Consider the following 22,812-nt stretch of genomic DNA (forward strand, 5'->3'; position numbering starts at 1 on the left):
AACTGGTGGCATGACCGACCCCCGCCTTGCCGATGACTACGACCCGACCGCCAGCTCCCTCTCCGATCAGGTAGCGCCCGAGGTGATGGCGGAGCTGTTGGCGGTGCGGGGAAGCATCGACAACATCGACGCAACGCTGGTCTATTTGCTCGCCGAGCGGTTCAAGGCGACCCAGCGGGTGGGGTACCTGAAGGCCGCGCACAAACTGCCGCCGGCCGACCCCGATCGCGAGACCGCTCAGATCAACCGGTTGCGGCGGCTGGCCGAAGAAGCGCATTTGGATCCGGCCTTCGCCGAGAAATTCCTGAACTTCATCATTTCGGAGGTCATCAGGCACCATCAGGCCATCTCCGACGAGCACAATGGCGGCAACTGACGTGGCCGCCGGTTCCCACGGGCCTGCCGCCGACGTGCATGCCGCCGACGTGAACGCCGCCGGGCGGCCCGCCCACGTGAGCGCCACCGGGCTGGGCAGCTGGCCCGGCACGGAACCAGCCGAGGCCGCGCGCATCGTCCGCGGTGAACTGGGCGAGCCGAACCTGCCGCACCTGGTCGAGCTGCCGGACCGCGGCGCCGGGTCGGACCCGACCGCACGAACCGCGGGCATGCTGGAGGGACTGTTCATCGATCTGCAGCCGCACGGCTGGCGCTTGGTGGACCGTCCGGGGCAGGATCACCGCAGGGCCGTGTCCGCGCTGCGGACCGACCTGAACGTGCTGGCCGATGTGGTCGGCGCCGAAGACCGCCCCGGCAACCAACTCAAGATCCAGGTGCGCGGACCGATGTCCCTGGCCGCCAACCTCCACCTGCACAACGGCGAACGCGCCCTGATCGACGCCGGCGCCCGGCGGGACCTCGCCCAGTCGCTCGCGGCAGGCGCGGCCGGACACCTGGCCAACGTCAGGGCCGCGCTGCCGGCCGGCACGGAACTGGTGGTCCAGCTCGAGGAGCCGGAGCTCGATGCCGTGCTGGCCGGGACCATCCCCACGGCCAGCGGATACCGCACGCTGCGCGCGGTCGCGGCCACGGAGGCCTCCGCCGCCTGGGACCTCGTGGCCGCCGCACTGCGCGATGCCGGAGCCGTGGAGGTGGTCGCCCTGGTCCCTGCCGCCGATTCCTCCCTCGACGCCGTGGCCGGCAGCGGACTGGACGGGGTCGCCCTCCCCACCGGTGCCCTGACCACCCGGCAGTGGGAAACCATCGCCGCGGCGGTGGAAGCGGACCGGACCGTGTGGGCAGGCATCATTGACCCGGCCGCGGGCGCCGTCCCGCAGGTCAGCGCGCTCGTCGATGCGGTCGTCCGTCCGTGGCGGCAGCTCGGCCTGCCGTTGACGCGGCTGCCGCGGGTGAGGCTCACGCCTTCCGCCGGCCTGGCCGGACGTTCGCCGGAGACGGCGCGGGCGGTAGTCAAGCGGCTCACCCAGACGGCCGACGCCCTGAACCAGGTCGTCGCCGAGGCATGAGCCCGGAGCGGCTCCGACCAGAACCGGCGGCGGACGGCCGGCATAGAATCCCGGATGCGGCGCTGTGTTGGACTTCGATTAGGCGTGCACCGCGTACGTAAAGGATCCGGAGTATTCCAGCACGGTGCCGAGCTGGCGCTGGATGACCTTCGTCCGGATCCGGAAACGGCCCTCGGATCCGTCCCACCACTGTTCCGTGAAGGCCGCGGCATCCAGCAGCAGCGGAAGCCCGATGGTGAGCGGGCCGGCTGATATCCGGCATCGCCGCGACGCGAGGCGCATCCGGCCATCGGCACCGACCGAGCACGCCACGTCCGTCAGCAGCCGACCGCTGCGGCCCAGCGCACCGACGGGCCGGCGCAGATCGTCGTCCCAGCTGGTCCGGTCCTCCACGATCCGGGTCCGGTCGTCGAAGCTGAGCGTCCTGACGGCGGTGAGCTCCGGCTGGCCGCTGGCGTTCAGGGAAGCCCGGTTCTCGATGCTGAAGGGCACATTCTGCTGGTACTCGGGGAACAGAGCGTTGTCGCCGCTGGTCAGGCCGAGGAACGGCCGCATCGCCGGAACCGGGCAGCCGGCGACGTCGAACAGGCCGGACCCGATGCCCCGGGCTTCGTGTCGGCCGTCGTCCGCTGCCGGCGGGGCGAGCGAGAAGTATTCCTGCAGTTCGGGCGCCAGACGGGGAAAGTCCGGCCCCAGGGCCATCTGGTAGACGGAAACCATTGCATCACCATCCGGGTCGGGAGGCGGGCCGGCCAGGCAGGCCGGCAGCGGGGTCCATGGCGGTTACAGCCGTCCGGCGGCTTTGAGCCGGATGTACAGGTCGGCCAGTTGAGGCGGCAGTTCGTGCGGGGGAGCGTCCACCACTTCCGCGCCGAACTGGCGGATCTGCGCGGCGACTGCCGCCCGTTCCAGCACGGCACGCTCGGCGGCGGCGGCCCGGTACGTGTCGTCGGCGGTCCCGCGGACGGCGCGCAGCCGGTCCACGTGCGGATCGCTGACGGAGGCGACCACCACGGTGTGCTTGGCTGTCAACTGGGCCAGCACCGGCAGCAGCCCCTCCTCCGCCGCCCCGGAGTCCAGCGAGGTCAGCAGCACGACCAGCGACCGGTGCGAGGACAGGGCGTGGATCTCCGCGGGTATCTGCGACCAGTCCGCTTCGATCAGTTCCGGTTCCAGCGGGGCCATGGCGTTGACCAGCTGGTTGAGCAGGTTGCCCTTGGCCGCGGAGGCGACCCTGGCCCGCGGCCGCCGGTCGAAGGCCAGGAAATCCACGCGGTCGCCGCCGCGCTCGGCGAGCACGGCCAGCAGCAGCGAGGCCTCGATTCCGGTGTCCAGCCGCGGCTCGTCCTCGATCCGTGCGGCCGAGGTGCGGGAGGTGTCCAGCACGATCACTACCCGGCGGTCGCGTTCGGGACGCCAGGTGCGGACGACGACGGCCTGCCGCCGGGCGGTGGCGCGCCAGTCGATGGAGCGCACGTCGTCGCCGCGCACGTAGTCGCGCAGCGAATCGAATTCGGTGCCGGCCCCGCGGATTTGCACCGCCACGCGGCCGTCCAGTTCACGCAGCTTGCGCAGCTTGGAGGGCAGGTGACGCTTGGAATGGAACGGCGGCAGCACCCGCAGCCGGCCGGGCAGGGCGATGGTGATCTGGCGCGCGGCCACCCCAAGCGGCCCCAGTGACCGGACGGTGACGTGGTGCGCCTGCAGGTCGCCGCGGCGCTGCGGCGTCAGCTGCACCTCGACCAGCCGCCGTTCCCCCGGCGCCAGTCGCACGCGCTGCTCCGGGTTGGCGGCGCCGGCCGAGGGCTGCCAGCCGTCGCGCACCACGGCCCGCAGCCGGCGGCGGCCATGGTTGGCCAGCAGCAGCCGGGCCGTCACGGATTCCCCCAGCCGGACATTCGACGGCAGCCTCCGCTGCAGCCCGACGCGGCGCGGCGACAGCGCCAGCGACAGGTCCACGCCGACCGCCGCGGCCAGCAGCAGGCAGCACACCAGAGCCGTGACGGGGCGCGGGAAGAGCATCAGCGGGATGACGCCCGCCAGGGCCAGCAGGACGAAACGTCCGGTGATCGCCACGGCGTCACTCAGCGGGGGACCGGCACGGTGGCCAGGATGCTCTGCAGCACGTCGTCGGCCTGCACGCCGTCCATTTGCGCCTCCGGCCGCAGTCCCACCCGGTGCCGCAGCGCCGGCAGGGCCATCGCCTTGACGTCGTCCGGCGTGACAAAACCGCGGCCGTTCAGCCACGCCCAGGCCCGGGAGGTGTTGAGCAGGGCGGTGGCGCCGCGCGGCGAAACGCCCAGCTGGAACGACGGCGCGGACCGCGTGGCCCGGACAAGGTCCACGATGTAGCCGACCACCTCCGGCGCGATCGCCACCCGGGCCACGGCGGCCCGGGCCCGCACCAGGTCCTCGGCGGAGGCGGCGGCCCGCACCCCGGCGGCCTGCAGGTCGCGCGGGTCGAAGCCCTGGCTGTGGCGGCGGATGATTTCGATTTCCGCGTCCCGGTCGGGCAGGTGCATGGTGAGCTTCAGCAGGAAGCGGTCCAACTGCGCTTCCGGCAGCGGGTAGGTGCCCTCGTATTCCACCGGGTTCTGCGTGGCCGCCACGATGAACGGTTCGGGCAGCTTCCGTGAGGTGCCGTCCACCGACACCTGGCGTTCTTCCATCGCTTCCAGCAGCGAGGCCTGCGTCTTCGGCGGCGTCCGGTTGATTTCGTCGGCCAGGAGGATGTTCGTGAAGACCGGGCCCTCCCGGAAGCGGAATTCGGCCGTGTGGGTGTCGTAAATCATGGAGCCGGTGACGTCGCCTGGCATCAGGTCGGGCGTGAACTGGATCCGCTTGGTGTCCAGGCTCAAGGCGGCGGAGAGCGAGCGGACCAGCAGCGTCTTGGCGACGCCGGGCACTCCCTCCAGCAGCACATGCCCGTGCGACAGCAGGGCGATCAGCAGCCCGGTGACGGTGGCATCCTGGCCCACCACTGCCTTCGCCACTTCGGTGCGGACGTCATGCAGGGTCTGGCGCAGGCGGTCGTCGTCGGCGGGCGGCGTGGCGACGGCCGGCCCTCCGCCGTACTGGGATGCCTGCCGCTGTCCTGGCTGATCGCTCATCGGTGCGTTACCTCTTTCTCTAGCTGCTGCAGTTCTTGTGCCCAGGCCGCCAGCCGGGCTTCGGTGCCGGGTGCCTCGTGGCGCAGGAGGCGCTCCAGTTCGGCACGCGGGCGGCTGCTGTCCCGGGCTACCGCATCGACGACGTCGGCGCTCGCGGCGCCTGCGGGCAGCCGCAGGTGGGCGGCGAGCCGGGTCAGGGTGGCGGCGCGCAGGTTGTCGGCGGCGTGGTTCACGGCCTTGGCGCTCCGGTACAGCCGGGCACGGCCCTCGATCGTCTCGGCCGAGCGGACCACCACCGGCAACGGCTCGGACACCAGGGGCCCGAGCCGGCGTCCGCGCCAGAACATCGCGGCGACGCCGACGGCCATGAGCCACAGGGACACCGGAAGCACCCAGGCGGGCAGCAGGCTCATGGGGTTGACCGCTTCGCCGGACACCGGAAGGTCCTCCAGTCCCGCCCGGTACCACACCAGCCGCTCGGTGGCTCCCAGCGTGCGCAGGGCCAGCGCGGCGTTGCCGGCGCGGACGACGCCTTCGTTGCTGAGCACATGGCCGGCGCCGAGCACGATGGTGGCTCCGTCGTCGGACACGACGAAGGGCGCCGCGTCATCGGCCGGTGTCTCGAAGGCGAAGCACAGCTCGCCGCCGCCGCGGTAGGCCAAGCCGCCGCGGGTGATTTCGCCGGCCGCGGCGGGGCCGGGCAGGCCGCAGGCGGCCGCGAGGTTGCCCCCGTCGGCAGGGACGACGCCGGCGGCCCGGACGCCGGGGGCAAGGGCCCGCAGCGCCTCAAAGCCGGGCTCGAGCAGCACGATCCGCGCGGCCTGCTCCTTCAGCGGTTTCAGCTGCCCGGCGGTCAGGTAGCCGTCCGGGTCGTGGATCAGCAGGGCGGCGTCGCCTGCCGTCAGCTGGTCCCGGGTCTCCTGCAGCGAATTCGTGGCGGTCACCTGCACCCCCTGCTGGCGAAGCACTTCGGCCACGGCCTGGGCCCCGTTGGGCGCGGCGTTGCCGGGGGAGAGGTCGGCGCGGTCGGCGGCCGGGCCGCGGAGCAGTTCCAGCGCCACGACGCCGCACAGCAGCACCAGCAGCAGGAGCCAGAAGCTCCACCGGCGCAGCCGGTCGCGCAGCGTGGACAGCACCGAGCCGCCGTCGCCGACGGTTTCCGGCAGGTCTCCGGGTGCGCCGCCGGTTCCGGTGGTGCCTCCGGCGAAGCTGTTGGCTGCCGCAGCAGTCCGGTCCGCGGCGCGTGCGTGGCTCATCGCGGAACCGCCAGCGGCGCCGGGCCGCTGCCGCCCGGCTGCGGGGAGGCCGCGGCCAGGGAATCGTCCAGGGCCGCCAGCTGGTCAAGGTCCGCACGCGTGGCGGGAACGTTGCCGTACCGCACGGCGTCGAACCGGTTGGCCGCAACCCGCAGCCGCCCGGCCTCGGCGCCGAACGCGGCGGCGATGCCTGCGGCCGCTTCGTCGGCGGTGCGGCCCGGCCGGGCATCCAGGACCACCCGCTCTTCCATCGAGCGCACCAGCGCGCGGAACCGCTCGGTCAGCGCCGCATCCCAGTCGCCCCGGTCCGCGGCCGCCCGGGACTTGCGGCGGTGTTCGTCGGCTGTGAGCGGGACGGCGCCGTCGAACATCTCCGCCGCCGCGCGGCTGCGGGCGTTGCGCCGGGGCTTGATCAGCCACACGGCCGCGCCGATCAGCAGCAGGGCGGCCAGGACCAGGACCAGCGTGCCGAGATTGGGGCTGAAGCCATTGAGTTGGGCGACCAGCCCGGCCAGCCAGTCGAGGATGGCCTGCAGCACCGATTCCAAGACCCCGGGCCGGGCATCCTGGTACTCCTCCTTGGCCAGTTCGCGGACGAGCAGTTCGCGCGCCTCTTCCGGCCCCGGCTCCACCGGGACCTCGAAGGGGACAGCTGCGGAACCCGGTGCCGCTGCCGCGATGCCCGGGGCGTGCACGGTCACGTCGGCCAGGGGCCGGCCGGCCCGGGAACCGCGGGGCCGGGTGCCGCGCCCGCGCCGAGTCCCGGAATGGTCCGGGTCTCCCGGCCGCCGGAGGCTTCATGTTCGCGCAACAGCACGACGTCGAACCCTTCGCGGCGGATCCTCAGGTCGATGTAGACCAGGGCGATCACGGCCGCTTGGAAGGCGTAGCCGATGGCCGAGAAGATGGAAGACAGCAGCATCGAGACCAGCGTGAGCGGCCCCATGGTCGCCAGCATGCTCTCGGGCGATGTGGGGTCGCCCAGCAGCGGACCGGCGAGTCCCACGATGAACGAGATGGGCATGCTGACCACGGAGGTGATCACCGTGACGATGATGGTGCACAAGAGGATGATGCCAAAGGTCCGCCACCAGCTGCGGTCGGTCAGCTGCCACGACCGGGCGAGCGCCCGGAAGACCGAGGCGCGTTCCATGATGATCACCGCAGGTGCCAGCATCAGCTTGATGCCGATCCAGACGGATACCGCCGTCAGGCCCACAATGATCAGCACGATGATCCAGGCCGAGGACACGCCGAGCTGGTCGGCCAGGAAGAAGGAGCCGGCGATGATCGCGACCAGTGCGGCAGCGGTGAGGGCGAGATAGAGCAGGGCCAGCCCGACCAGCGCACCGATCCGGCCCTTCGCAAGCGTGAACATCAGGCCGAAGCCGGTTTTCTGGTTGACCGCGGCCCGGGCGGTGGGAATGGCGAGGACGCCCTGCAGGACCAGGATCCCCACCCCGGACAGCAGGCCGAGCACGAGCGAGGAGATGATGATGGACAGGCCGAAGGCCACCGCGGATGCATCCGTGAGTTCCTCGTTGGCCATGACCTGCAGGCCGCCGAAGGCCGAAATGATCAGCCCGCCGACCAGCCAGGCCAGCGCGCTGACGACCACCTGGAGCAGCACCGCGGTGCCGAAGACCGCCGCGGCGTTCTTGCGGGCCGCCTGGAAGGCGCCGTCGAGGATCTCGCCGACGCCGAGCGGACGCAGCGGGATGACGCCCGGTTTCGGCGGAGCCACATAGCCGCGGTAAGGGCCCGGACCTGCGGGCGCCGGCCAGCCTCCCTGCTGCTGTGCGCCGGGCGCGGGCTGTCCCCACTGCGGCTGCGGGTTCCACCCGGACTGGGAGGGCGCCGGCCAACCTTCCTGCTGCTGTGCGCCGGGCGCGGGCTGTCCCCACACCGGCTGCGGGTTCCATCCGGGCTGGGAGGGCGGAGGCTGCTGGCCCGGCGGCGCCCACGTCGGGTGTTGCGCGCCCGGCCCGGGCTGTCCCCAGGCCGGCGGCTGGCCCCACACCGGCTGCTGCCCCCACGCAGGCTGGCCCGGCGCCTGGCTGTCGGCCCCGGCGCCGTTGCCGGGGCCCGTGCCGTCGGGGCCCTGGCCTTGCGGATCCCTGCTGTCGTGCCCGGCGTCATTGGCCCCGTGGCTCATCGCGTCCCGTCTTCCTCATCTCGTGTCGCCGGCTGCGGGAGGCCTCCGGCGAAGTGTTAGCCTCTCATCAGCCTATAGTTTCGGTCCGCCAGTTCCTACCATCCCGGCGCGGGCCCGCCGTGGGCGCAGTGTCGGTGTGCCCTGTGCGTCGTTACGTCAGGGATGAGGGGAATAGGGAACAATAGGGAGATATGAAGGCACGCATTCTGGTCGTAGACGACGACGAGGCCCTGGCCGAGATGATCGGCATCGTGCTGCGCAACGACGGATTCGATCCCGTGTTCTGCGCGGACGGCGCGCAGGCCCTCGAGGTCTTCCGCAGCAGCAAGCCGGACCTGGTGCTGCTCGACCTGATGCTCCCGGGGCTGGACGGCATCGAGGTCTGCCGCCAGATCCGTGGCGAATCGGATGTTCCCATTGTCATGCTGACGGCCAAGTCGGACACCTCCGACGTGGTCCGGGGCCTGGAATCCGGTGCCGACGACTACGTGCCCAAGCCGTTCAAGCCGGCAGAACTCGTAGCCCGGGTGCGCGCGCGCCTGCGCCCGGGCGACCAGCGGGCGCCCGAGACCCTGCGGATCGCCGACGTGGTGATCGATGTTGCCGGGCACGTGGTTCACCGCGGGGACGAGAAGATCTCGCTCACCCCGCTGGAATTCGACCTGCTGGTGGCCCTGGCCCGGAAACCCTGGCAGGTCTTCACCCGCGAATTGCTGCTGGAGCAGGTCTGGGGCTACCGCCACGCCGCAGACACCCGCCTGGTCAACGTTCACGTCCAGCGGTTGCGCTCCAAGATCGAACGCGATCCGGAGGCCCCCGAAGTGGTGCTCACGGTGCGCGGCGTCGGTTACAAGGCCGGCCAAGGGTAAGTGGAGCCGGTTCTCAGCCGGTGGACAGCCAAGCTGAAGGCGGCAGCTGAGGCCGCTTGGCATGCCACGCTGCGGGCCCGCGAGTTCCTGAACCGGAAATGGCGGCGGTCGCTGCAGTTCCGCACGGTGACCGCCGCCGTCCTGCTCACCGCCTTCGCCTTCATGGGCGTGGGCGCGTTCCTCTCCAGCCAGATCGCCTCCGGGCTCTACCAGGAGCGGGTAAACCAGGCGGAGGCCGAGTCCCGGCGCGGGCTGTCCCAGGTCAAGACAATCTTCGAGAGTTCCTCTGCCAGCGACCGGGCGACCGTCTCCAGCATGGTGGCGGACACGCTGAAACTGCTGGAAGGCACCGGCGCCGAAGCGCCGCGCTACTACCTGCTGACGCCGCTGCCGGGCGGCCAGAACCTCTACGTGTTCAGCCAGTCGAACACCTCCATCACCGCCAACATCATTCCGGAGGGGCTCGCCCGGGAGGTCGCCACCGGCACCGGGCAGTACCGACAGGCGCTCGCGCTGCCCGTGGGCGACAGTGATGTCCCGGCGATCGGATTCGGCACCAAGGTGTCGTTGCCGCCGGGCAATTCGTATGCGCTGTACCTGATCTACGACCTCTCCTCGGTCCAGCAGACCCTGGACTTCATTCACCGGGTGCTCTGGATCGGCGGCGGGCTGCTGCTGATCCTGGTCGGCGGCATCGTCTGGCTGCTGACCCGCGCCGTCGTGCACCCGGTCAGCCAGGCAGCGATCGCCTCGGAGAAGCTGGCGGCAGGACAACTGCAGGAGCGGCTGGAAGTCCGGGGCGAGGACGAACTCGCCCGGCTGGGGGCCTCCTTCAACCACATGGCCAACAGCCTGCAGGAGCAGATCACGCAGCTGGCGGCGCTGTCCGAAATGCAGCAGCGGTTCGTGTCCGATGTGTCGCACGAACTGCGGACGCCGCTGACCACGGTCCGCATGGCCGCGGAGGTGCTGTACGAATCGCGCGGGGACTTCGATCCCATCAACGCCCGCTCCACGGAACTGCTGTACAACCAGGTGGAGCGTTTCCAGGCGCTGCTCGCCGACCTCTTGGAGATCTCCCGTTTCGACGCCGGTGCTGCGGCACTGGACGCGGAGCCGACCGATTTGGTGGAGATCGCCCGCACCGCGCTCGACGCCGCCCAGCCGCTTGCGGAGAACAGCGGGTCGGAGCTGCGGCTGATTGCCCACGAGCCGCGCTGCATCGCGGACATGGACCGCCGCAGGATCGAACGCATCCTGCGCAACCTGATTGTCAACGCGCTGGAACACGGCGAAGGCAAACCGGTGGAGGTTACGGTCGGGGCAACCGAGGACGCCGTGGCCGTCTCGGTGCGGGACTACGGCATCGGTATGACGCCCATGGAAGCCTCCAGGGTGTTCGACCGCTTCTGGCGCGCCGACCCGGCCCGGGCTCGGACCACCGGCGGCAGCGGTCTGGGGCTGTCGATTTCCACCGAGGATGCCCGCCTCCACGGCGGCTGGTTGCAGGCGTGGGGCGAGCCGGGCAACGGTGCCTGCTTCCGGCTCACGCTGCCGCGGCACAGCGGCGGCACGCTTACCCATTCGCCGCTGCCGCTGCCACCGGCCGGCGCCTCCGCGTGGCACGGCCAGCTGGTGGCCGAGAATGTGCTCCTCGAACAGCAGGAGGAAAACGGTGTTCCGGATCCCAGCTGAGCCTGCCCGCCCCTCCCGGCTGCGCGCCGTCGTCGTCATGCTCTGTGCCATGCTGGCGCTGGTCTCCTGTTCCTCCATCCCGATGTCGGGGCCGGTGGGCACGGTCCAGGCCGATTCGGGCGAGACCGGGGGGACCGGCTACACCTTCAACCCGCCGGGGCCGTCGCCGGGGGACTCCCCGCAGCAGATCGTCGCCGGCTTCATCCAGGCGGGCACGGCCACGCAGGACGATTACCGGATTGCGCGCGAATTCCTCGCCCCGGACCTCGCCGGCGAATGGCAGCCGGTGCAGCGGACGCTGGTGTACCGGAACGTCGTGCGGATTGTCGGATCGCCGTCCGAAACCGAATTCGTGCTCCAGGTGGAGGTCGATGCCACGATCAACGAGTCGGGCGTCCGCACCCAGGCCGAGGAAGGGGCCACCGAATCGCTGCCGGTGGAACTGGCGCAGGTGGACGGCGAATGGCGGATCTCCAGCGTTCCGGACGGGACCATGGTCTCCACGGTGGACTTCCGCACCTTGTTCTCCCCGTTCAACCTGTACTACTACGACCCGACGTACACGTATGCCGTGCCCGACGTGCGCTGGTTCGCCAACCGGCAGGGCATCTCGGCGGCCATCGTGGCTGCCATGCTGGAGGGGCCCGCGCCGTACCTGGCCGGCGCCGTGATCAGTGCCTTCCCGGAAGGCTCGCAGCTGGTTCGGCGGGCCGTACCGATCGAATCGGGGGCTGCCAGCGTGGACCTGTCGGCCGAAGTCCTCACGGGCACCACGTTCCTGCGCCGGCAGCAGATGCAACAGCAGCTGGAACTGACGCTGGGAGAGCTCAATACCGTCTCCACCGTCCAGATGACCGTGGACCAGCGGGAAGTGGACCTGGGCAATTCCCCCGATCCCCAGTTCCAAGCCGCTGTGACGGACCCCGCGGTCGGCAACGTGCAGATCGGGGTTTTGGACGAGGAACTGGTGTTTTACGAAGGATCGCGGCCGGTCAAGCCGGAGGACCTGCCGTCCGTCAGCCGGCTGCGCCCGCGCGAACCGGCGATGTCGCTGGACCAGGAACGCTTTGCCTTCCTGACCGCCGAGCGCAACCGGATGTTCGTAATCGGCGAGGACCGCCGCGCGGTGGAGGCGGCATCCGGAAGCAACCTCACCGGACCCAGCGTCGATCCCTTCGGCTGGGCCTGGGCGGCGGCCGGCGACGGCAGCGGGAAAGTCTCCGCGGTGTCCGTCGAGGCGCCGGACGAATCAGTGGCGGTCAGCGCCCAGTGGCTGACGGAGCGGACTGTGACCGAGCTGCAGATTTCACGTGAAGGTTCCAGGGCGCTCATCACCACCCGTGAAGGCGAGAGCACCTCGGTCTACGTTGCCGGCGTCGTCCGCGACCAGGACGGTCGGCCCCGGGGCATCACCACCCCCAAGCGGTTGAACCCCTCGGTGCCGGTGGACTCGGGCGTCTGGGCGGACGAGGATACCGTCGTCGTCATGCAGGCCTCGCCCGACCAAGCGGTGACTGCGGAGGTGCTGAACCTGGACGGCAGCACCCTGCGGACCGCGCCCCTGCAGGGGATGGTGGAGATCAGCGCGGGCAACGGCGACCAGGACGTGTACGCCCAGACCAACGAGATGCTCTACATCCGCGTCGGAAACAGCTGGGCTCCGCAGCGAAATTCCCCGCTGGTCATCGATCCGTCCTTCCCCGGATAGCCCCGCCTCCACAGCGGCCGCAGCACCGGAACACTCCACAGCCGGTACCCGGGCCGCCCCGGGCGGGCGGGGGCGCGGCCAGGCTGAAGGGATGGCGGGGACACGGTGATGAAGGTGACGGCGGACGTGGGCACCCGGCTGGACAGGCTGTATTTCAGCCGGGCCGCGCAGGCGCTGCGGATCTGGTCCGGGCAGTTCGGCCGGCTGCTGCTGCCGACCGACTGCGTGGCCTGCGGTGCGACGGATTACGTCCTGTGCGCTGCCTGCGGGCGGCGCCTGCGGCGCTCGACGGTGCGACCGATCGCCGTGGAACAGGACGCCGACTCCTTGCCGCTGGACGAGGCCGGCCGGCCGCTGCCGGTGACCGCCGGGGGACCCTACCGGCGTGAACTGTCCCAGGCCGTGCTGGCCTTTAAGAACCACGGCCGGACCGAGTTGGCGCCGGTGCTGGCCGTCGTGCTGGCCGGAGCCCTGGACGCGGCCGCGGCACGTGCGGGCCGGCCCGCCGCGGCGGTGCTGGTCCCGGTTCCCTCGCGCGGCAGCTCCCGCCGGCGCCGCGGCTACGATCCGCTTCAACTGCTGCTGTCCCGCCTGGCCCGGCAAGGCCTGCTGCCGGCCGGCCTGCAGTTGCTGCCCGCCGTCCGCCAGGTGGACCCGGCGCGGCGCCTGCAGCGGCCGGGTTCCCCGGGCGGGCAGAAGTCGCTGGGCCGGTCGGCGCGGCAACGGAACGTTGCCGGCAGCATGGCCGTGCCGCCGGGGTACGCACCCCTGATCGCCGGGAGGTGCTGCCTCCTGGTGGACGACGTGCTCACCACCGGTGCCACGATGGGTGAGCTGGCCCGGGCCCTGCGTGCCGCCGGCGGACATCCCCTGGGCGGAGCGGTGCTGGCAGCCGCCTCGGCCCCGGCCGGGCCCGCCGGCCGGGATGCGGGCCGGGAGGCCGCGAGCCGGCCCTCGTGAGCACCGCGGAATGACGCGGAGTGTAACGATTATGCAGTGCCGGCTGCACCGGCCCTCGGAGTGCCCTCGGACATCGTCGGCAAATGTTGTAGATATTCGTGGGTAAAGGGTGAATAAAAGGTGTCCGTGATCTAACGTGAAGTATGGGCTCCCGCGAGGGAGGCAACCCGTCTTCAGCGGCTGAAAGGAGTTTCTCTTTTCGGTCGCTGTTGTGTCATCTAGGCAATTATGGAGGGCACCATGGAATTCAACATCAACGGCCGCAACCTGTCCGTTTCGGATCGGTTCCGCGAGTACGCTGAGGAGAAGATCTCCAAGATCGAGCAGTTGGGCGACAAGGTCCAGCGGCTTGATGCCAAAGTCACCAAAGAGGCCAATGCCCGCAATGCCGAAAGCTCGATGACCGTCGAGCTCACCGTGCTCGGACGGGGCAGCGTGGTCCGCGCCGAGGCCAAGGCCGCGGACAAGTTTGCAGCTTTCGACATTGCCTATAACAAGCTTTTGGAGCGCCTGCGCCGCGCTCGGGACCGCCGCAAGGTCCACCACGGCCGTCACACCCCGACCGCCGTCCATCAGGCCACCGCCACGCTGGAACCGGCCAGCTCGGACATGCCGCTGCACGAAGCAGCGCTGGCTGCGGCAACTGCCCAGGACCAGGCCGAGGACCGGACCGGCTACGACATCGACAACGATGTTCCCGCCGGAGACTCACCGGTGCTGATCCGCCGCAAGGTCTTCCCGGCCGCGTCCATGACGCTCGACGATGCCGTGGACAACATGGAACTGGTGGGACACGACTTCTACCTGTTCATCGACAAGGCGACGAACGCACCCAGCGTCGTCTACCGCCGTCGTGGCTGGACGTACGGCGTGATCACCCTCGACGCCGATTGCAGCGCCGAAGAAGCCAAGGCGCGCGAAGAGGTGCTGGCCTACCGCGCGTCGGCGGGCGCCAAGGCCTGAAAGCGCCGCGGCTGCCTAGTATGAAGGCATGACAGCCCGCATCACTCCGGCCCAGGCCCGCCGCATCGCGCTGGCGGCGCAGGGCTTGGTTCAGGAACGGCCCACCGGCCTTGTCACGGCAAGGCAGGTGGGCCGGACCTTTGACCGGCTGCGGCTGCTGCAGATTGACTCCGTGAACGTGCTGGTGCGCTCGCATTACCTGCCGTTCTTCTCCAGGCTCGGCGGCTACGACGTCGACATCCTCCACCGGTTTGCGGGAAAAGCGCCGCGCCGCATGATGGAGTACTGGGCGCACGAAGCCAGCTATATCAAGCCGCAGGACTTCGCCGACCTCCGCCAGTGGCAGCGGCGCCGGTGGGTTGGCGCGGCCGGCATGGACCCGGCCCTCGTCCAGGACCTGACCGCCAAGATCCTGGACACGCTTTCCTCCTCGCGCGGCCTGACCGCCCGGGCGGTCGCCGACCGGATCGGCCATGACGCGCACCAGCCGAAGACCGACTGGGGCTGGAACTGGAACGCGGTCAAGCGGGTGCTGGAGGACCTCTTCGAACAGGGGCTGGTCAGCGCCGCCGCGCGGACTCCCCAGTTCGAACGGCTCTACACCCTGACCGAGCGGGTGCTGCCAGCCCCGCACGACGCACAGTACCGGCCCGATCCGGAACAGGCGATGCTGAGGCTGATCGAGGCCGCCGCGCTGGCTCACGGCATCGGGACCGTCAAGTGCTTCGCCGACTACTTCCGGGTGCCGGTGCGGGCGGCCGCCGACGCGGTGCGGGCCCTGGAGGCGGCCGGAAAGCTGGAAGCGGTGCAGGTGGATGGCTGGAGGGGCGACGTGTACCTGCACGCCGAGGCGGCCCGGCCGCGCCGCGCCACCGGCAGGGCACTCCTGAGCCCCTTCGATTCCTTGGTGTTCGAACGCCAGCGGGTGGAGCGGCTGTTCGGCTTTCGCTACCGGATCGAAATCTACACGCCGGCGCCGAAGCGGACCTACGGCTACTACGTCCTGCCGTTCCTGCTGGGGGACCGGCTGTGTGCCCGCGTGGACTTGAAAGCGGACCGGGCCTCGGGCAGGCTCGTGGTCCGGGCTGCGCACGCCGAAGACGACGCCCCGCCCGGAACCGCCGCGGAGCTGGCAGCCGAGCTGGCCGGCATGGCCGAGTGGCTGGCGCTGGACGCCGTCGTGGTTCAGGAGAGCGGCGGTTTGGCCCCGGCCCTGGCCCGTGAGAGCGCGAAACGGCCGCCGGGAACCAAAACGCTGCGGGACTCGTCTCTCACGTAGACTGAACGAGCCAGATTTCTGCGCAACTGACTGGGAGCTATGTAGTGCCAACGATTCTCGAGCGTGTGCTTCGTACCGGCGACAAGAAGACGCTGAAGAGGCTGCGCGGCTACGCCGATGCGATCAACGTCCTGGAAGAGGACTTTAAGTCCCTCACGGATGCCGAGTTGCGCGGGGAAACCGACACGTTGAAGCAGCGCTACCAGGACGGCGAGCTGCTCGACGACCTGCTCCCGGAGGCATTCGCCGCCGTCCGCGAAGCCGCCAGCCGCACCCTCGGCCTGCGCCACTTCGACGTCCAGCTGATGGGCGGCGCAGCCCTGCACATGGGCAACATCGCGGAGATGAAGACCGGCGAAGGCAAGACGCTGGTGGCCACCGCGCCGGCCTACCTGAACGCGCTCACCGGCAAGGGCGTCCACGTGGTGACGGTCAACGACTACCTGGCCGAATACCAGTCCGACCTGATGGGCCGTGTTTACCGCTTCCTGGGCCTGACCAGCGGCTGCATCCTCGCCAACCAGAACCCGGCGACGCGCCGCGAACAGTACGCGGCGGACATCACCTACGGCACGAACAACGAGTTTGGCTTCGACTACCTGCGCGACAACATGGCCTGGAGCCGTGACGAACTGGTCCAGCGCGGACACCACTTCGCGATCGTGGACGAAGTCGACTCGATCCTGATCGACGAGGCCCGCACCCCGCTGATCATTTCCGGCCAGGCCTCCGGCGACGTGAACCGTTGGTACACCGAATTTGCGCGCGTCGTGATGCGGCTGAAGGACACCGAAGACTACGAAGTCGACGAGAAGAAGCGCACCGTCGGCGTGCTGGAATCCGGCATCGAAAAGGTCGAGGACTACCTCGGCATCGACAACCTGTATGAATCGGCGAATACGCCGCTGATCGGGTTCCTGAACAACGCCATCAAGGCCAAGGAGTTGTTCAAGCGGGACAAGGACTACGTGGTGCTCAAGGGCGAGGTGCTCATCGTCGACGAGCACACCGGCCGCATCCTGGCCGGCCGGCGCTACAACGAAGGCATGCACCAGGCGATCGAGGCCAAAGAGGGCGTCGAGATCAAGGCCGAGAACCAGACGCTGGCCACGGTGACCCTGCAGAACTACTTCCGCCTCTACGGCAAGCTCTCGGGCATGACCGGCACCGCCGAAACCGAAGCGGCCGAGTTCATGAGCACCTACAAGCTCGGCGTGGTTCCGATCCCGACGAACAAGCCGATGGCCCGCATCGACCAGTCGGACCTGATCTACAAGAACGAAGTCGCCAAGTTCGACGCCGTCGTGAAGGACATCGCCGAGCGCCACGAAAAGGGCCAGCCGGTCCTGGTGGGCACCACCAGCGTGGAGAAGAGCGAGTACCTGTCCAAGCAGTTGGCGAAACAGGGCATCCGGCACGAAGTGCTCAACGCCAAGAACCACGCCCGGGAAGCGGCCATCGTCGCGCAGGCCGGCCGCAAGGGTTCCGTCACGGTGGCGACCAACATGGCCGGCCGCGGTACGGACATCATGCTCGGCGGCAACGCCGAGTTCAACGCGGTGGCCGAATTGGAACGCCGCGGCCTGGACCCCGCCGCGAACCCGGAAGACTACGAGGCCGCCTGGCCCGCCGCCCTGGCAGCGGCGCAGAAAGCCGTGCAGGCCGAGCACGACGAGGTCAAGGAGCTCGGCGGGCTCTACGTGCTGGGTACCGAACGGCATGAATCGCGGCGCATCGACAACCAGCTCCGCGGCCGCTCCGGGCGCCAGGGCGACCCGGGCGAATCCCGCTTCTACCTCTCCCTGACCGATGACCTGATGCGGCTGTTCAACTCGGGCGCGGCCGAACGCATCATGAACTCCTCCCGCATGCCCGACGACGTGGCGTTGGAGTCCAAGATGGTTTCCAAGGCCATCCAGAACGCCCAGGCACAGGTCGAAGGCCGGAACGCCGAGCAGCGCAAGAACGTGCTGAAGTACGACGACGTGCTCAACCGGCAGCGTGAGGCAATCTACAACGACCGGCGGCGCATCCTGGAAGGCGACGACCTGCACGAGAAGGTCGCGTTCTTCCTTGAGGACGTGGTGACGGCGATGGTCAACGAAGCCACCGCTGAGGGCCATGGCGACGACTGGGACTACGAGCAGCTGTGGACCAACCTCAAGCAGCTCTACCCGATCGAACTGACGATCGACGAGGTGCTGGAGGAAGCCGGCGGGCGCTCGCGGGTCACGGCGGATTTCCTGCGCGCGGAAATTGTCTCCGATGCCAAGGTCGCCTACGCGCAGCGTGAGCAGACGCTCGGCTCCGAGACCATGCGCGAACTGGAGCGGCGCGTGGTGCTCTCGGTGATCGGCAGGAAGTGGCAGGAACACCTCTACGAGATGGATTACCTCAAGGAGGGCATCGGACTGCGGGCCATGGCCCAACGCGATCCGCTGGTCGAATACCAGCGCGAGGGGTTCGTGATGTTCCAGGCCATGATGGAGTCCATCCGTGAAGAGAGCATCGGCTATCTCTTCAACCTCGAGGTCCAGGTTCAGCAGCCGGCCGAGGCGACGGTCCCCGGGGTCGCTGACGCCCGGGCGGCGGCGGCGCCGCAGATCACTGCGGCCGGGCTGGAAGCTCCGCAGCGGCCGGCGGCCCTGCAGTTCACGGCGCCCAGTGTATCCGGGGAAGCCGAGACACGGGTCGAACGCCAGGCCCCGGCCAAGGCGGCAGCGCCCGCCAGGGACAAGCGCCCCGCCAAGAGCGGCAAGCGCCGGAAGTAGTCTCGGGGTTCAGCCGATCTCCAGGGCCGTGACCTTCCACAGTCCGCGGATCCACTCCAGTCGCAGCGCCACCGCGCGTATCCGGCGGGTCTCGGCCACCACCAACGACGCTTCATAGGCGCTGTCGGCGGCACGGCACACCCGGGCGGAGCGCACCACGGGGCTGCGGTGCAGCCGCAGCGGTGCCCGGCCATCGGAACGCAGCTGTGCCTGGTGGGCCTTGGCGATGTCCGCCCGGTGCACCAGCTTTTCGTAGCTGGCCGGGTCCAGCCAGCGGGCCAGCTGTTGGACCGGCCGTGTGCCGGAGACGGCCTCCAGACAGGCCTGTGCCACGGACCGGGCCATCGCCGTGACATGGAGCAGTTCGGCCTCCGCCTCGGGATCCCCGCCCACCGGCAGCGGAACGGGACGGGGCACGGTGGCGGGTCCGGCCGCCCCGCGGGTGTCATCCGGTCGCCTGGGCTGCAACCGGATGACAGGTGCAAAGTAGCCGTCCGGCCCGGCCGGTTTGACCCGCCGTACCGTCAGGGGCCGGGGCGCCCCGCTCGCCGGTGCCAGCGCGTCAGGGCACGCGCCCGCCGCGGCTTCCTTTTCCGGCGTCTGCACGGCCGGGAGGTGTCGCACGTTGTCCATGTCCTGCCCTTCCTTCCACTGGTACTGCCTTGGCTTCCAGCCGCGCCACACAGCGCGGCTCCCGTGTGCGTCTGACGGCCGCTTCCGGAAAGCTTCTATCCGGGGGGAGGTACGACGAGCGTTTGCCCGGGTTTGATCAGGGAGGGGTCGTGACCGATGAGGGTTTGGTTGGCGGCATACCACTCCGGCCACCGCTCGGCGATCTCCACGTCGGTCGCCAGCGCGCCCAGTTCGGCGGCCGCGAGCTGCCAGAGGGAATCCCCGGCGGTGACGGTAACCATCCGGGGTGTGTCAGAGGCTTCCCGGGTTGGCGGCTTGGCGACGGCGCCCGGGGCCGCGGCCGGCGGAGCGGGCTTCCATGAGGGGTCCACCGGAGGGTTTACCGGACCGGCCAGGCCGTCCGGCTGCCACCGGGGATCCACAACGGCGGCGCTGGACGCGCCGGTCCCGGCCGCGGCTTCGGCCGGACGCGTTGCGGCCGCCGCATGGGCGCCCGCGACCACCACCAGATTGAGGCCGACGACGGCGCCCGCCAAGCGCCGCAGGAACGCGGGACTCCACACGGCCGACCGGGCCGCCAGGCGACTGTGGCCGGTCCTGGCCAGCACCGCGCAGGCCGCCGCTGCCGCCATGCCAAGGAGCAACCAACAGAGCACGGCCGCGCCGGCTCCGATCGACAGGAGCGCCAGCAGGTCCTGATAGTTCTGCGGAGGCCACGTGGCGCCGGTGGCCAGCTCCCTCCCCGCGAGCATCAGCACGGCGGCACAAGCCGTCACCAGCCCTGTGGTTGCCAGATCGGCGGTGGTTCTGAGCATGGGAAGCGCCTCCGGAGAGAAAGGTGTTACTGCCGTTTGATGTAGTTTGGCTACGTTTAGTGCTGTTTGTTTTCCAATGGTGGCAGCTTCAAACACTTGTTGTAAAGCAGTCGGTTTTCCGTTGACGGTATGTGGTGCAGGTTCCTAGGCTGGCGCCATGCGTTGGGACGCCCTGTTTGCCGATTTGGAGACCCAGCTACACGCCGCAGACCGGCTGGAGTTGGAAGCGGAGGTAAACGAGCGCGCCCGGATCGAGTTGGCCGCGGTGGGTCTGGCCGACCGGCTTCGGGGGCAGCTGGGCAGCAGGTTGCGCGTCCGTGCAGGCACAGACCTCAGGTTCGAGGGGACGCTGGCCCATGTCGGATCAACCTGGTTGGTGCTGTACGAGGGAGTGCGGAGCGTGCTCCTGCCGTTGGCCGCTGTCCAACTGCTCGAAGGAATGGGCCGGCATGCGGTTGCCGACTCGACCGGGGCGCGTCGGCTCGGGCTCGGATCCGCACTGCGCGCCCTTGGCCGCGACCGCGCACCGGTCGCGGTCTACCTGTCGGGCGGCCCCGGCATCCCGGCGGCCGAGGGGGTGGTCGACAGGGTCGGGGCGGACTCCTTCGACCTCGCGGCGGTGCCGTCGGGCGAGGACAGGCGCGCGGCAAATGTCCGGTCGGTCTACACGGTGCCCTTCGCGGCCATTGCGGCCCTCGTGTCGCGCAGCCCGGACTGAATGCTCATTCCGTGGTGGACTTGGCCTCTTCGATCAGCCGCCGCGTCTGGGCATACTTGTCCTGGATGTACTGGTCGAGCATGACCTGCTCGACGCGCCATTGGCCCCGGCCGCCGATCTGGATGGCGGGAAGTTCGCCGCTGCGAACCAGGGCGTACGTCTGCGACGAGGAGATCTGCAACTCCTCCGCCACATCGGACAGGGTGAGGAACCGCGGCATGGGCTGATCCTTCGGAGCGGGGACGGTTTCAGCCATTATGGCACCGTTTGACGTCGTTTGATCCAACTGGACCCGTTGCTTCTGAAAAGTTTTCCCCAGATCCGGCCCGGGTGGCCGCGGCGGTTCCCTTTCCCCTGGGCCACGACCAGAATGGTGCCATCCGCGGCCTCGGGGCCGACTCTCGGAGCGCAGGCTGGCTGTCCCCTGGGGCGCGGGAATAAGGGGGGAAAATTCGTGAGCGCTGCCATCGCAGAAAAAACCGTCGCACAGCGGTTGAAACGCCCGTCGTGGAAAGATCCCCGGTTGCTGGTGGGGCTGCTGCTCGTGGCGGCTTCGGTGGCCGGAGTCGCAGCGCTGGTCAACAGCGCGGATAAGACCACCGGTGTCCTGGCGGCCAGGACGGACATCGCGGTGGGACAACCGATCTCCGCCGCCGACGTGGTCGTCGTCGACGTTCGGCTGGGCGAGGCGGGCAGCCTTTATCTGCCGGCAGCAACGGGGTTGCCGGCAGATGCCGTCGCCACCGCGCTGGTCCGGGGCGGTGAACTGCTGCCGGCTTCCGTGCTGGGCGCCGGCGACGACTTGGACCGGAAACCGATCGGCCTGAGTATCGAGAGCCCGTTGCCCGAGGAGGCCGGTCCCGGTTCCCGGGTCGATGTATGGGTGTCGCTGCCCGACGGACGCAACGGTTTCAAGGAGCCGGAGAGGCTGCTCGAGGCGGCCGAGGTGTCGCAGTTGACGCGCGCCACCACCGCTTTCGGCTCGTCCGGGGCGGAACGGCTGCACGTCCTGGTGGATGATGACACCATGCCGGCGCTGCTGCATGCCCTCGCCAACGGGGCACGCATTAACGTGGTACTCAACCCGGCCGGTACTCCATGAGTCTGCCGGTCGTCACGCTGGGAACGGCGGCCGCCGACTTCGTGAACGGCCTGGAACGGCTCCATGGGCCTGTCACCGTGGTCCGGCGCTGCACCGACCTCGCGGAGTTGCTGGCGGCGGCGCAGTCCGGGCTGGCCCGGGCGGCCATCGTGGCGGGCCGGACGAGGGAGCTCGACGGCAGTGTGCTGGAGCGGCTGCACGGCGCCGAGGTGTCCGTGGTGGCGTTGACCGACGACGGCGGGGAACGCCTCCGGCTCGAAGCGCTCGGCATCCGCACGGGTGCCGCAACCGTTGAGCCCGTGGCCCTGGCAGCACTGGTGGCCGAGTCCGTCGCGCAGCTGCGCTCGCTGACGGTGGCCGGAGCGGCAGCAGGAGCCGCTGCGCCGGGAGGGGCGGCGCTGGCCGACCCCGCCCGGGCCCTGCGGCCGCACGACGCTGCAGTTGAACCGCCGGCACCTGCAGGGGCCAAGGGTGAACTCGTCGCGGTGTGGGGTCCGGCCGGGGCGCCGGGACGCACCACTGTGGCGGTCAACCTCGCCGCCGAATACGCCGCCGCCGGCCGGCGGACCCTGCTGATGGATGCGGATACCTACGGGGCCAGCGTCGCCGCGTTCCTTGGCCTGCTCGATGAATCTGCCGCACTTGCCCACGCCTGCCGGCTGGCGGACCAGGGCGTGCTGGACAGCCCGGCCCTGGAACGGGTCTGCCTGAAGGTAGCCGTGGCCGGAACCTCGATGCTGGTGCTGACCGGGATTACGAGGGTGGACCGGTGGACCGAGCTGAGGCCGTCGGCGCTCGGGGCGGTGCTGGACGTGGCGCGGGCGGTGGCGGAGACCGTCGTCGTGGATTGCGGTTTCTCGCTGGAACACGACGAGGAGCTGAGCTTTGACTCGGTGGCACCCCGGCGCAACGGCGCCACGTTGCGGGTGCTGGAGGCGGCGGACCGGGTGCTGGCCGTGGGCAGCGCGGATTCGGTGGGGCTGCCGCGGCTGGTCCGCGCGCTGGACGAACTGGCGCATGCCGTCCCCTCCGCCTCGGCCGAAGTGGTGCTCAACAAGGTCCGGGCGGCGGCGGTGGGAGCCCGGCCGGAAGCACAGCTGCGGGAGGCCTGGGAACGGTTCGTGCCGGCCTCCGGCGTCCCTGCCCTGCTGCCGTCCGATACCGCGGCAGCCGATGCCGCCCTGCTGGGCGGCTCGGTCCTTTTGGAAACCGCGCCGGGCTCTGCGCTGCGGCACGCCATCGCCGGGCTGGCCGGAAGCCGGCCGGCGCCGCCCAGGCGGGGAATCCGCCGTCGTGCCCGCCCAAAGTGAAGTTT

Annotated in this window: 21 protein-coding genes; 12 read left to right on the forward strand and 9 right to left on the reverse strand. The window is 70.0% G+C overall.

Annotated elements, in window-relative coordinates; all coding sequences use genetic code 11:
• Nucleotides 1-10: 10 nt before the first annotated feature.
• Together AC5RW2_RS15830 and AC5RW2_RS15835 are read left to right on the forward strand one after the other, a co-directional pair.
• Nucleotides 11-376 carry a chorismate mutase gene (locus tag AC5RW2_RS15830; RefSeq protein ID WP_494012522.1) on the forward strand — a complete coding sequence of 122 codons (366 nt, stop codon included), beginning with the start codon at nt 11-13 and terminating at the stop codon, nt 374-376.
• The gene (locus AC5RW2_RS15835) at nt 363-1,463 is read left to right on the forward strand and encodes a uroporphyrinogen decarboxylase/cobalamine-independent methonine synthase family protein (protein WP_494025557.1); all 1,101 of its coding nucleotides are present in this window, start codon (nt 363-365) and stop codon (nt 1,461-1,463) included. The genes AC5RW2_RS15830 and AC5RW2_RS15835 overlap by 14 nt, the downstream gene beginning before the upstream one ends.
• 78 nt (nt 1,464-1,541) lie before the next feature.
• On the opposite strand, the gene AC5RW2_RS15840 is transcribed toward AC5RW2_RS15835, so the two are convergent.
• The 6 genes from AC5RW2_RS15840 to AC5RW2_RS15865 all read right to left on the reverse strand — a co-directional run bounded on the left by AC5RW2_RS15840 (nt 1,542) and on the right by AC5RW2_RS15865 (nt 7,984).
• Nucleotides 1,542-2,183, reverse strand: coding sequence for a DUF4166 domain-containing protein (locus AC5RW2_RS15840; protein ID WP_494025558.1), 642 nt, complete (start codon nt 2,181-2,183; stop codon nt 1,542-1,544).
• Between the two features lie 63 nt (nt 2,184-2,246).
• Entirely contained in the window at nt 2,247-3,539 is a 1,293-nt protein-coding gene (locus tag AC5RW2_RS15845; protein ID WP_494025559.1) for a DUF58 domain-containing protein, read from the reverse strand.
• Between the two features lie 8 nt (nt 3,540-3,547).
• Nucleotides 3,548-4,573, reverse strand: a complete 1,026-nt coding sequence (locus tag AC5RW2_RS15850) for an AAA family ATPase (RefSeq protein WP_494012518.1) — start codon at nt 4,571-4,573, stop codon at nt 3,548-3,550.
• Nucleotides 4,570-5,829 (reverse strand): DUF4350 domain-containing protein, encoded by a 1,260-nt coding sequence (locus AC5RW2_RS15855; RefSeq protein ID WP_494025560.1) that lies wholly within the window; start codon nt 5,827-5,829, stop codon nt 4,570-4,572. Before AC5RW2_RS15855 ends, AC5RW2_RS15850 begins: the two co-directional genes overlap by 4 nt.
• Nucleotides 5,826-6,530, reverse strand: a complete 705-nt coding sequence (locus AC5RW2_RS15860) for a DUF4129 domain-containing protein (RefSeq protein ID WP_494025561.1) — start codon at nt 6,528-6,530, stop codon at nt 5,826-5,828. Before AC5RW2_RS15860 ends, AC5RW2_RS15855 begins: the two co-directional genes overlap by 4 nt.
• Nucleotides 6,527-7,984 (reverse strand): glycerophosphoryl diester phosphodiesterase membrane domain-containing protein, encoded by a 1,458-nt coding sequence (locus AC5RW2_RS15865; RefSeq protein ID WP_494025562.1) that lies wholly within the window; start codon nt 7,982-7,984, stop codon nt 6,527-6,529. Before AC5RW2_RS15865 ends, AC5RW2_RS15860 begins: the two co-directional genes overlap by 4 nt.
• Before the next feature lie 191 nt (nt 7,985-8,175).
• On the opposite strand from AC5RW2_RS15865, the gene mtrA reads away from it, so the two are divergent.
• From mtrA to secA, 7 genes are all read left to right on the forward strand, one after another.
• Nucleotides 8,176-8,853, forward strand: a complete 678-nt coding sequence (gene mtrA, locus AC5RW2_RS15870; RefSeq protein WP_493989146.1) for an MtrAB system response regulator MtrA — start codon at nt 8,176-8,178, stop codon at nt 8,851-8,853.
• On the forward strand, nt 8,854-10,548 hold the full coding sequence (mtrB, locus tag AC5RW2_RS15875) for an MtrAB system histidine kinase MtrB (RefSeq protein WP_494012514.1): 1,695 nt from the start codon (nt 8,854-8,856) through the stop codon (nt 10,546-10,548).
• Entirely contained in the window at nt 10,529-12,256 is a 1,728-nt protein-coding gene (locus tag AC5RW2_RS15880) for an LpqB family beta-propeller domain-containing protein (RefSeq protein ID WP_494074187.1), read from the forward strand. Before mtrB ends, AC5RW2_RS15880 begins: the two co-directional genes overlap by 20 nt.
• A 108-nt stretch (nt 12,257-12,364) precedes the next feature.
• Nucleotides 12,365-13,216, forward strand: coding sequence for a ComF family protein (locus AC5RW2_RS15885; protein ID WP_494000221.1), 852 nt, complete (start codon nt 12,365-12,367; stop codon nt 13,214-13,216).
• A 240-nt stretch (nt 13,217-13,456) separates the two neighbouring features.
• Entirely contained in the window at nt 13,457-14,179 is a 723-nt protein-coding gene (gene hpf, locus AC5RW2_RS15890) for a ribosome hibernation-promoting factor, HPF/YfiA family (RefSeq protein WP_494000220.1), read from the forward strand.
• Between the two features lie 28 nt (nt 14,180-14,207).
• Nucleotides 14,208-15,458: a winged helix-turn-helix domain-containing protein gene (locus tag AC5RW2_RS15895; RefSeq protein WP_494025565.1), complete on the forward strand. Its 1,251-nt coding sequence runs from the start codon at nt 14,208-14,210 to the stop codon at nt 15,456-15,458.
• Nucleotides 15,459-15,502: 44 nt separating this feature from the next.
• Complete coding sequence (gene secA, locus AC5RW2_RS15900; protein WP_494025566.1) at nt 15,503-18,229, forward strand: preprotein translocase subunit SecA; 2,727 nt, start codon at nt 15,503-15,505, stop codon at nt 18,227-18,229.
• Between the two features lie 9 nt (nt 18,230-18,238).
• On the opposite strand, the gene AC5RW2_RS15905 is transcribed toward secA, so the two are convergent.
• On the reverse strand, nt 18,239-18,862 hold the full coding sequence (locus AC5RW2_RS15905; RefSeq protein ID WP_494025567.1) for an Rv3235 family protein: 624 nt from the start codon (nt 18,860-18,862) through the stop codon (nt 18,239-18,241).
• A gap of 95 nt (nt 18,863-18,957) precedes the next feature.
• Nucleotides 18,958-19,677, reverse strand: a complete 720-nt coding sequence (locus AC5RW2_RS15910; RefSeq protein ID WP_494025568.1) for a LysM peptidoglycan-binding domain-containing protein — start codon at nt 19,675-19,677, stop codon at nt 18,958-18,960.
• A 157-nt stretch (nt 19,678-19,834) separates the two neighbouring features.
• Here AC5RW2_RS15910 and AC5RW2_RS15915 point away from each other — a divergent pair, with 157 nt between their 5' ends.
• Nucleotides 19,835-20,395 (forward strand): hypothetical protein, encoded by a 561-nt coding sequence (locus AC5RW2_RS15915; protein ID WP_494025569.1) that lies wholly within the window; start codon nt 19,835-19,837, stop codon nt 20,393-20,395.
• 4 nt (nt 20,396-20,399) lie between these two features.
• Here AC5RW2_RS15915 and AC5RW2_RS15920 read toward each other — a convergent pair whose 3' ends face one another.
• A complete protein-coding gene (locus AC5RW2_RS15920) occupies nt 20,400-20,615 on the reverse strand; it encodes a helix-turn-helix domain-containing protein (RefSeq protein WP_493979122.1) in 216 nt (71 codons plus the stop codon).
• A gap of 234 nt (nt 20,616-20,849) precedes the next feature.
• Between AC5RW2_RS15920 and AC5RW2_RS15925 the strand changes: the two genes are divergently transcribed.
• Together AC5RW2_RS15925 and AC5RW2_RS15930 are read left to right on the forward strand one after the other, a co-directional pair.
• The gene (locus tag AC5RW2_RS15925) at nt 20,850-21,497 is read left to right on the forward strand and encodes a hypothetical protein (RefSeq protein WP_494025570.1); all 648 of its coding nucleotides are present in this window, start codon (nt 20,850-20,852) and stop codon (nt 21,495-21,497) included.
• A complete protein-coding gene (locus tag AC5RW2_RS15930; protein WP_494074188.1) occupies nt 21,494-22,807 on the forward strand; it encodes a CpaE/TadZ family protein in 1,314 nt (437 codons plus the stop codon). Before AC5RW2_RS15925 ends, AC5RW2_RS15930 begins: the two co-directional genes overlap by 4 nt.
• Nucleotides 22,808-22,812: the final 5 nt, after the last annotated feature.

The organism is Arthrobacter sp. B0316-1-20 (assembly GCF_059091865.1).

Bases quoted from the DNA above. Each gene is read 5' to 3' on its own strand.
- hpf (WP_494000220.1), top strand. From the start codon at position 13,457: ATGGAATTCAACATCAACGGCCGCAACCTGTCCGTTTCGGATCGGTTC.
- AC5RW2_RS15895 (WP_494025565.1), top strand. From the start codon at position 14,208: ATGACAGCCCGCATCACTCCGGCCCAGGCCCGCCGCATCGCGCTGGCG.
- mtrA (WP_493989146.1), top strand. From the start codon at position 8,176: ATGAAGGCACGCATTCTGGTCGTAGACGACGACGAGGCCCTGGCCGAG.
- AC5RW2_RS15915 (WP_494025569.1), top strand. From the start codon at position 19,835: ATGCGTTGGGACGCCCTGTTTGCCGATTTGGAGACCCAGCTACACGCC.
- AC5RW2_RS15905 (WP_494025567.1), bottom strand. From the start codon at position 18,862: ATGGACAACGTGCGACACCTCCCGGCCGTGCAGACGCCGGAAAAGGAA.
- AC5RW2_RS15830 (WP_494012522.1), top strand. From the start codon at position 11: ATGACCGACCCCCGCCTTGCCGATGACTACGACCCGACCGCCAGCTCC.
- AC5RW2_RS15930 (WP_494074188.1), top strand. From the start codon at position 21,494: ATGAGTCTGCCGGTCGTCACGCTGGGAACGGCGGCCGCCGACTTCGTG.
- AC5RW2_RS15910 (WP_494025568.1), bottom strand. From the start codon at position 19,677: ATGCTCAGAACCACCGCCGATCTGGCAACCACAGGGCTGGTGACGGCT.
- AC5RW2_RS15835 (WP_494025557.1), top strand. From the start codon at position 363: ATGGCGGCAACTGACGTGGCCGCCGGTTCCCACGGGCCTGCCGCCGAC.
- AC5RW2_RS15920 (WP_493979122.1), bottom strand. From the start codon at position 20,615: ATGCCGCGGTTCCTCACCCTGTCCGATGTGGCGGAGGAGTTGCAGATC.
- AC5RW2_RS15840 (WP_494025558.1), bottom strand. From the start codon at position 2,183: ATGGTTTCCGTCTACCAGATGGCCCTGGGGCCGGACTTTCCCCGTCTG.
- AC5RW2_RS15855 (WP_494025560.1), bottom strand. From the start codon at position 5,829: ATGAGCCACGCACGCGCCGCGGACCGGACTGCTGCGGCAGCCAACAGC.
- AC5RW2_RS15865 (WP_494025562.1), bottom strand. From the start codon at position 7,984: ATGAGCCACGGGGCCAATGACGCCGGGCACGACAGCAGGGATCCGCAA.
- AC5RW2_RS15850 (WP_494012518.1), bottom strand. From the start codon at position 4,573: ATGAGCGATCAGCCAGGACAGCGGCAGGCATCCCAGTACGGCGGAGGG.
- AC5RW2_RS15885 (WP_494000221.1), top strand. From the start codon at position 12,365: ATGAAGGTGACGGCGGACGTGGGCACCCGGCTGGACAGGCTGTATTTC.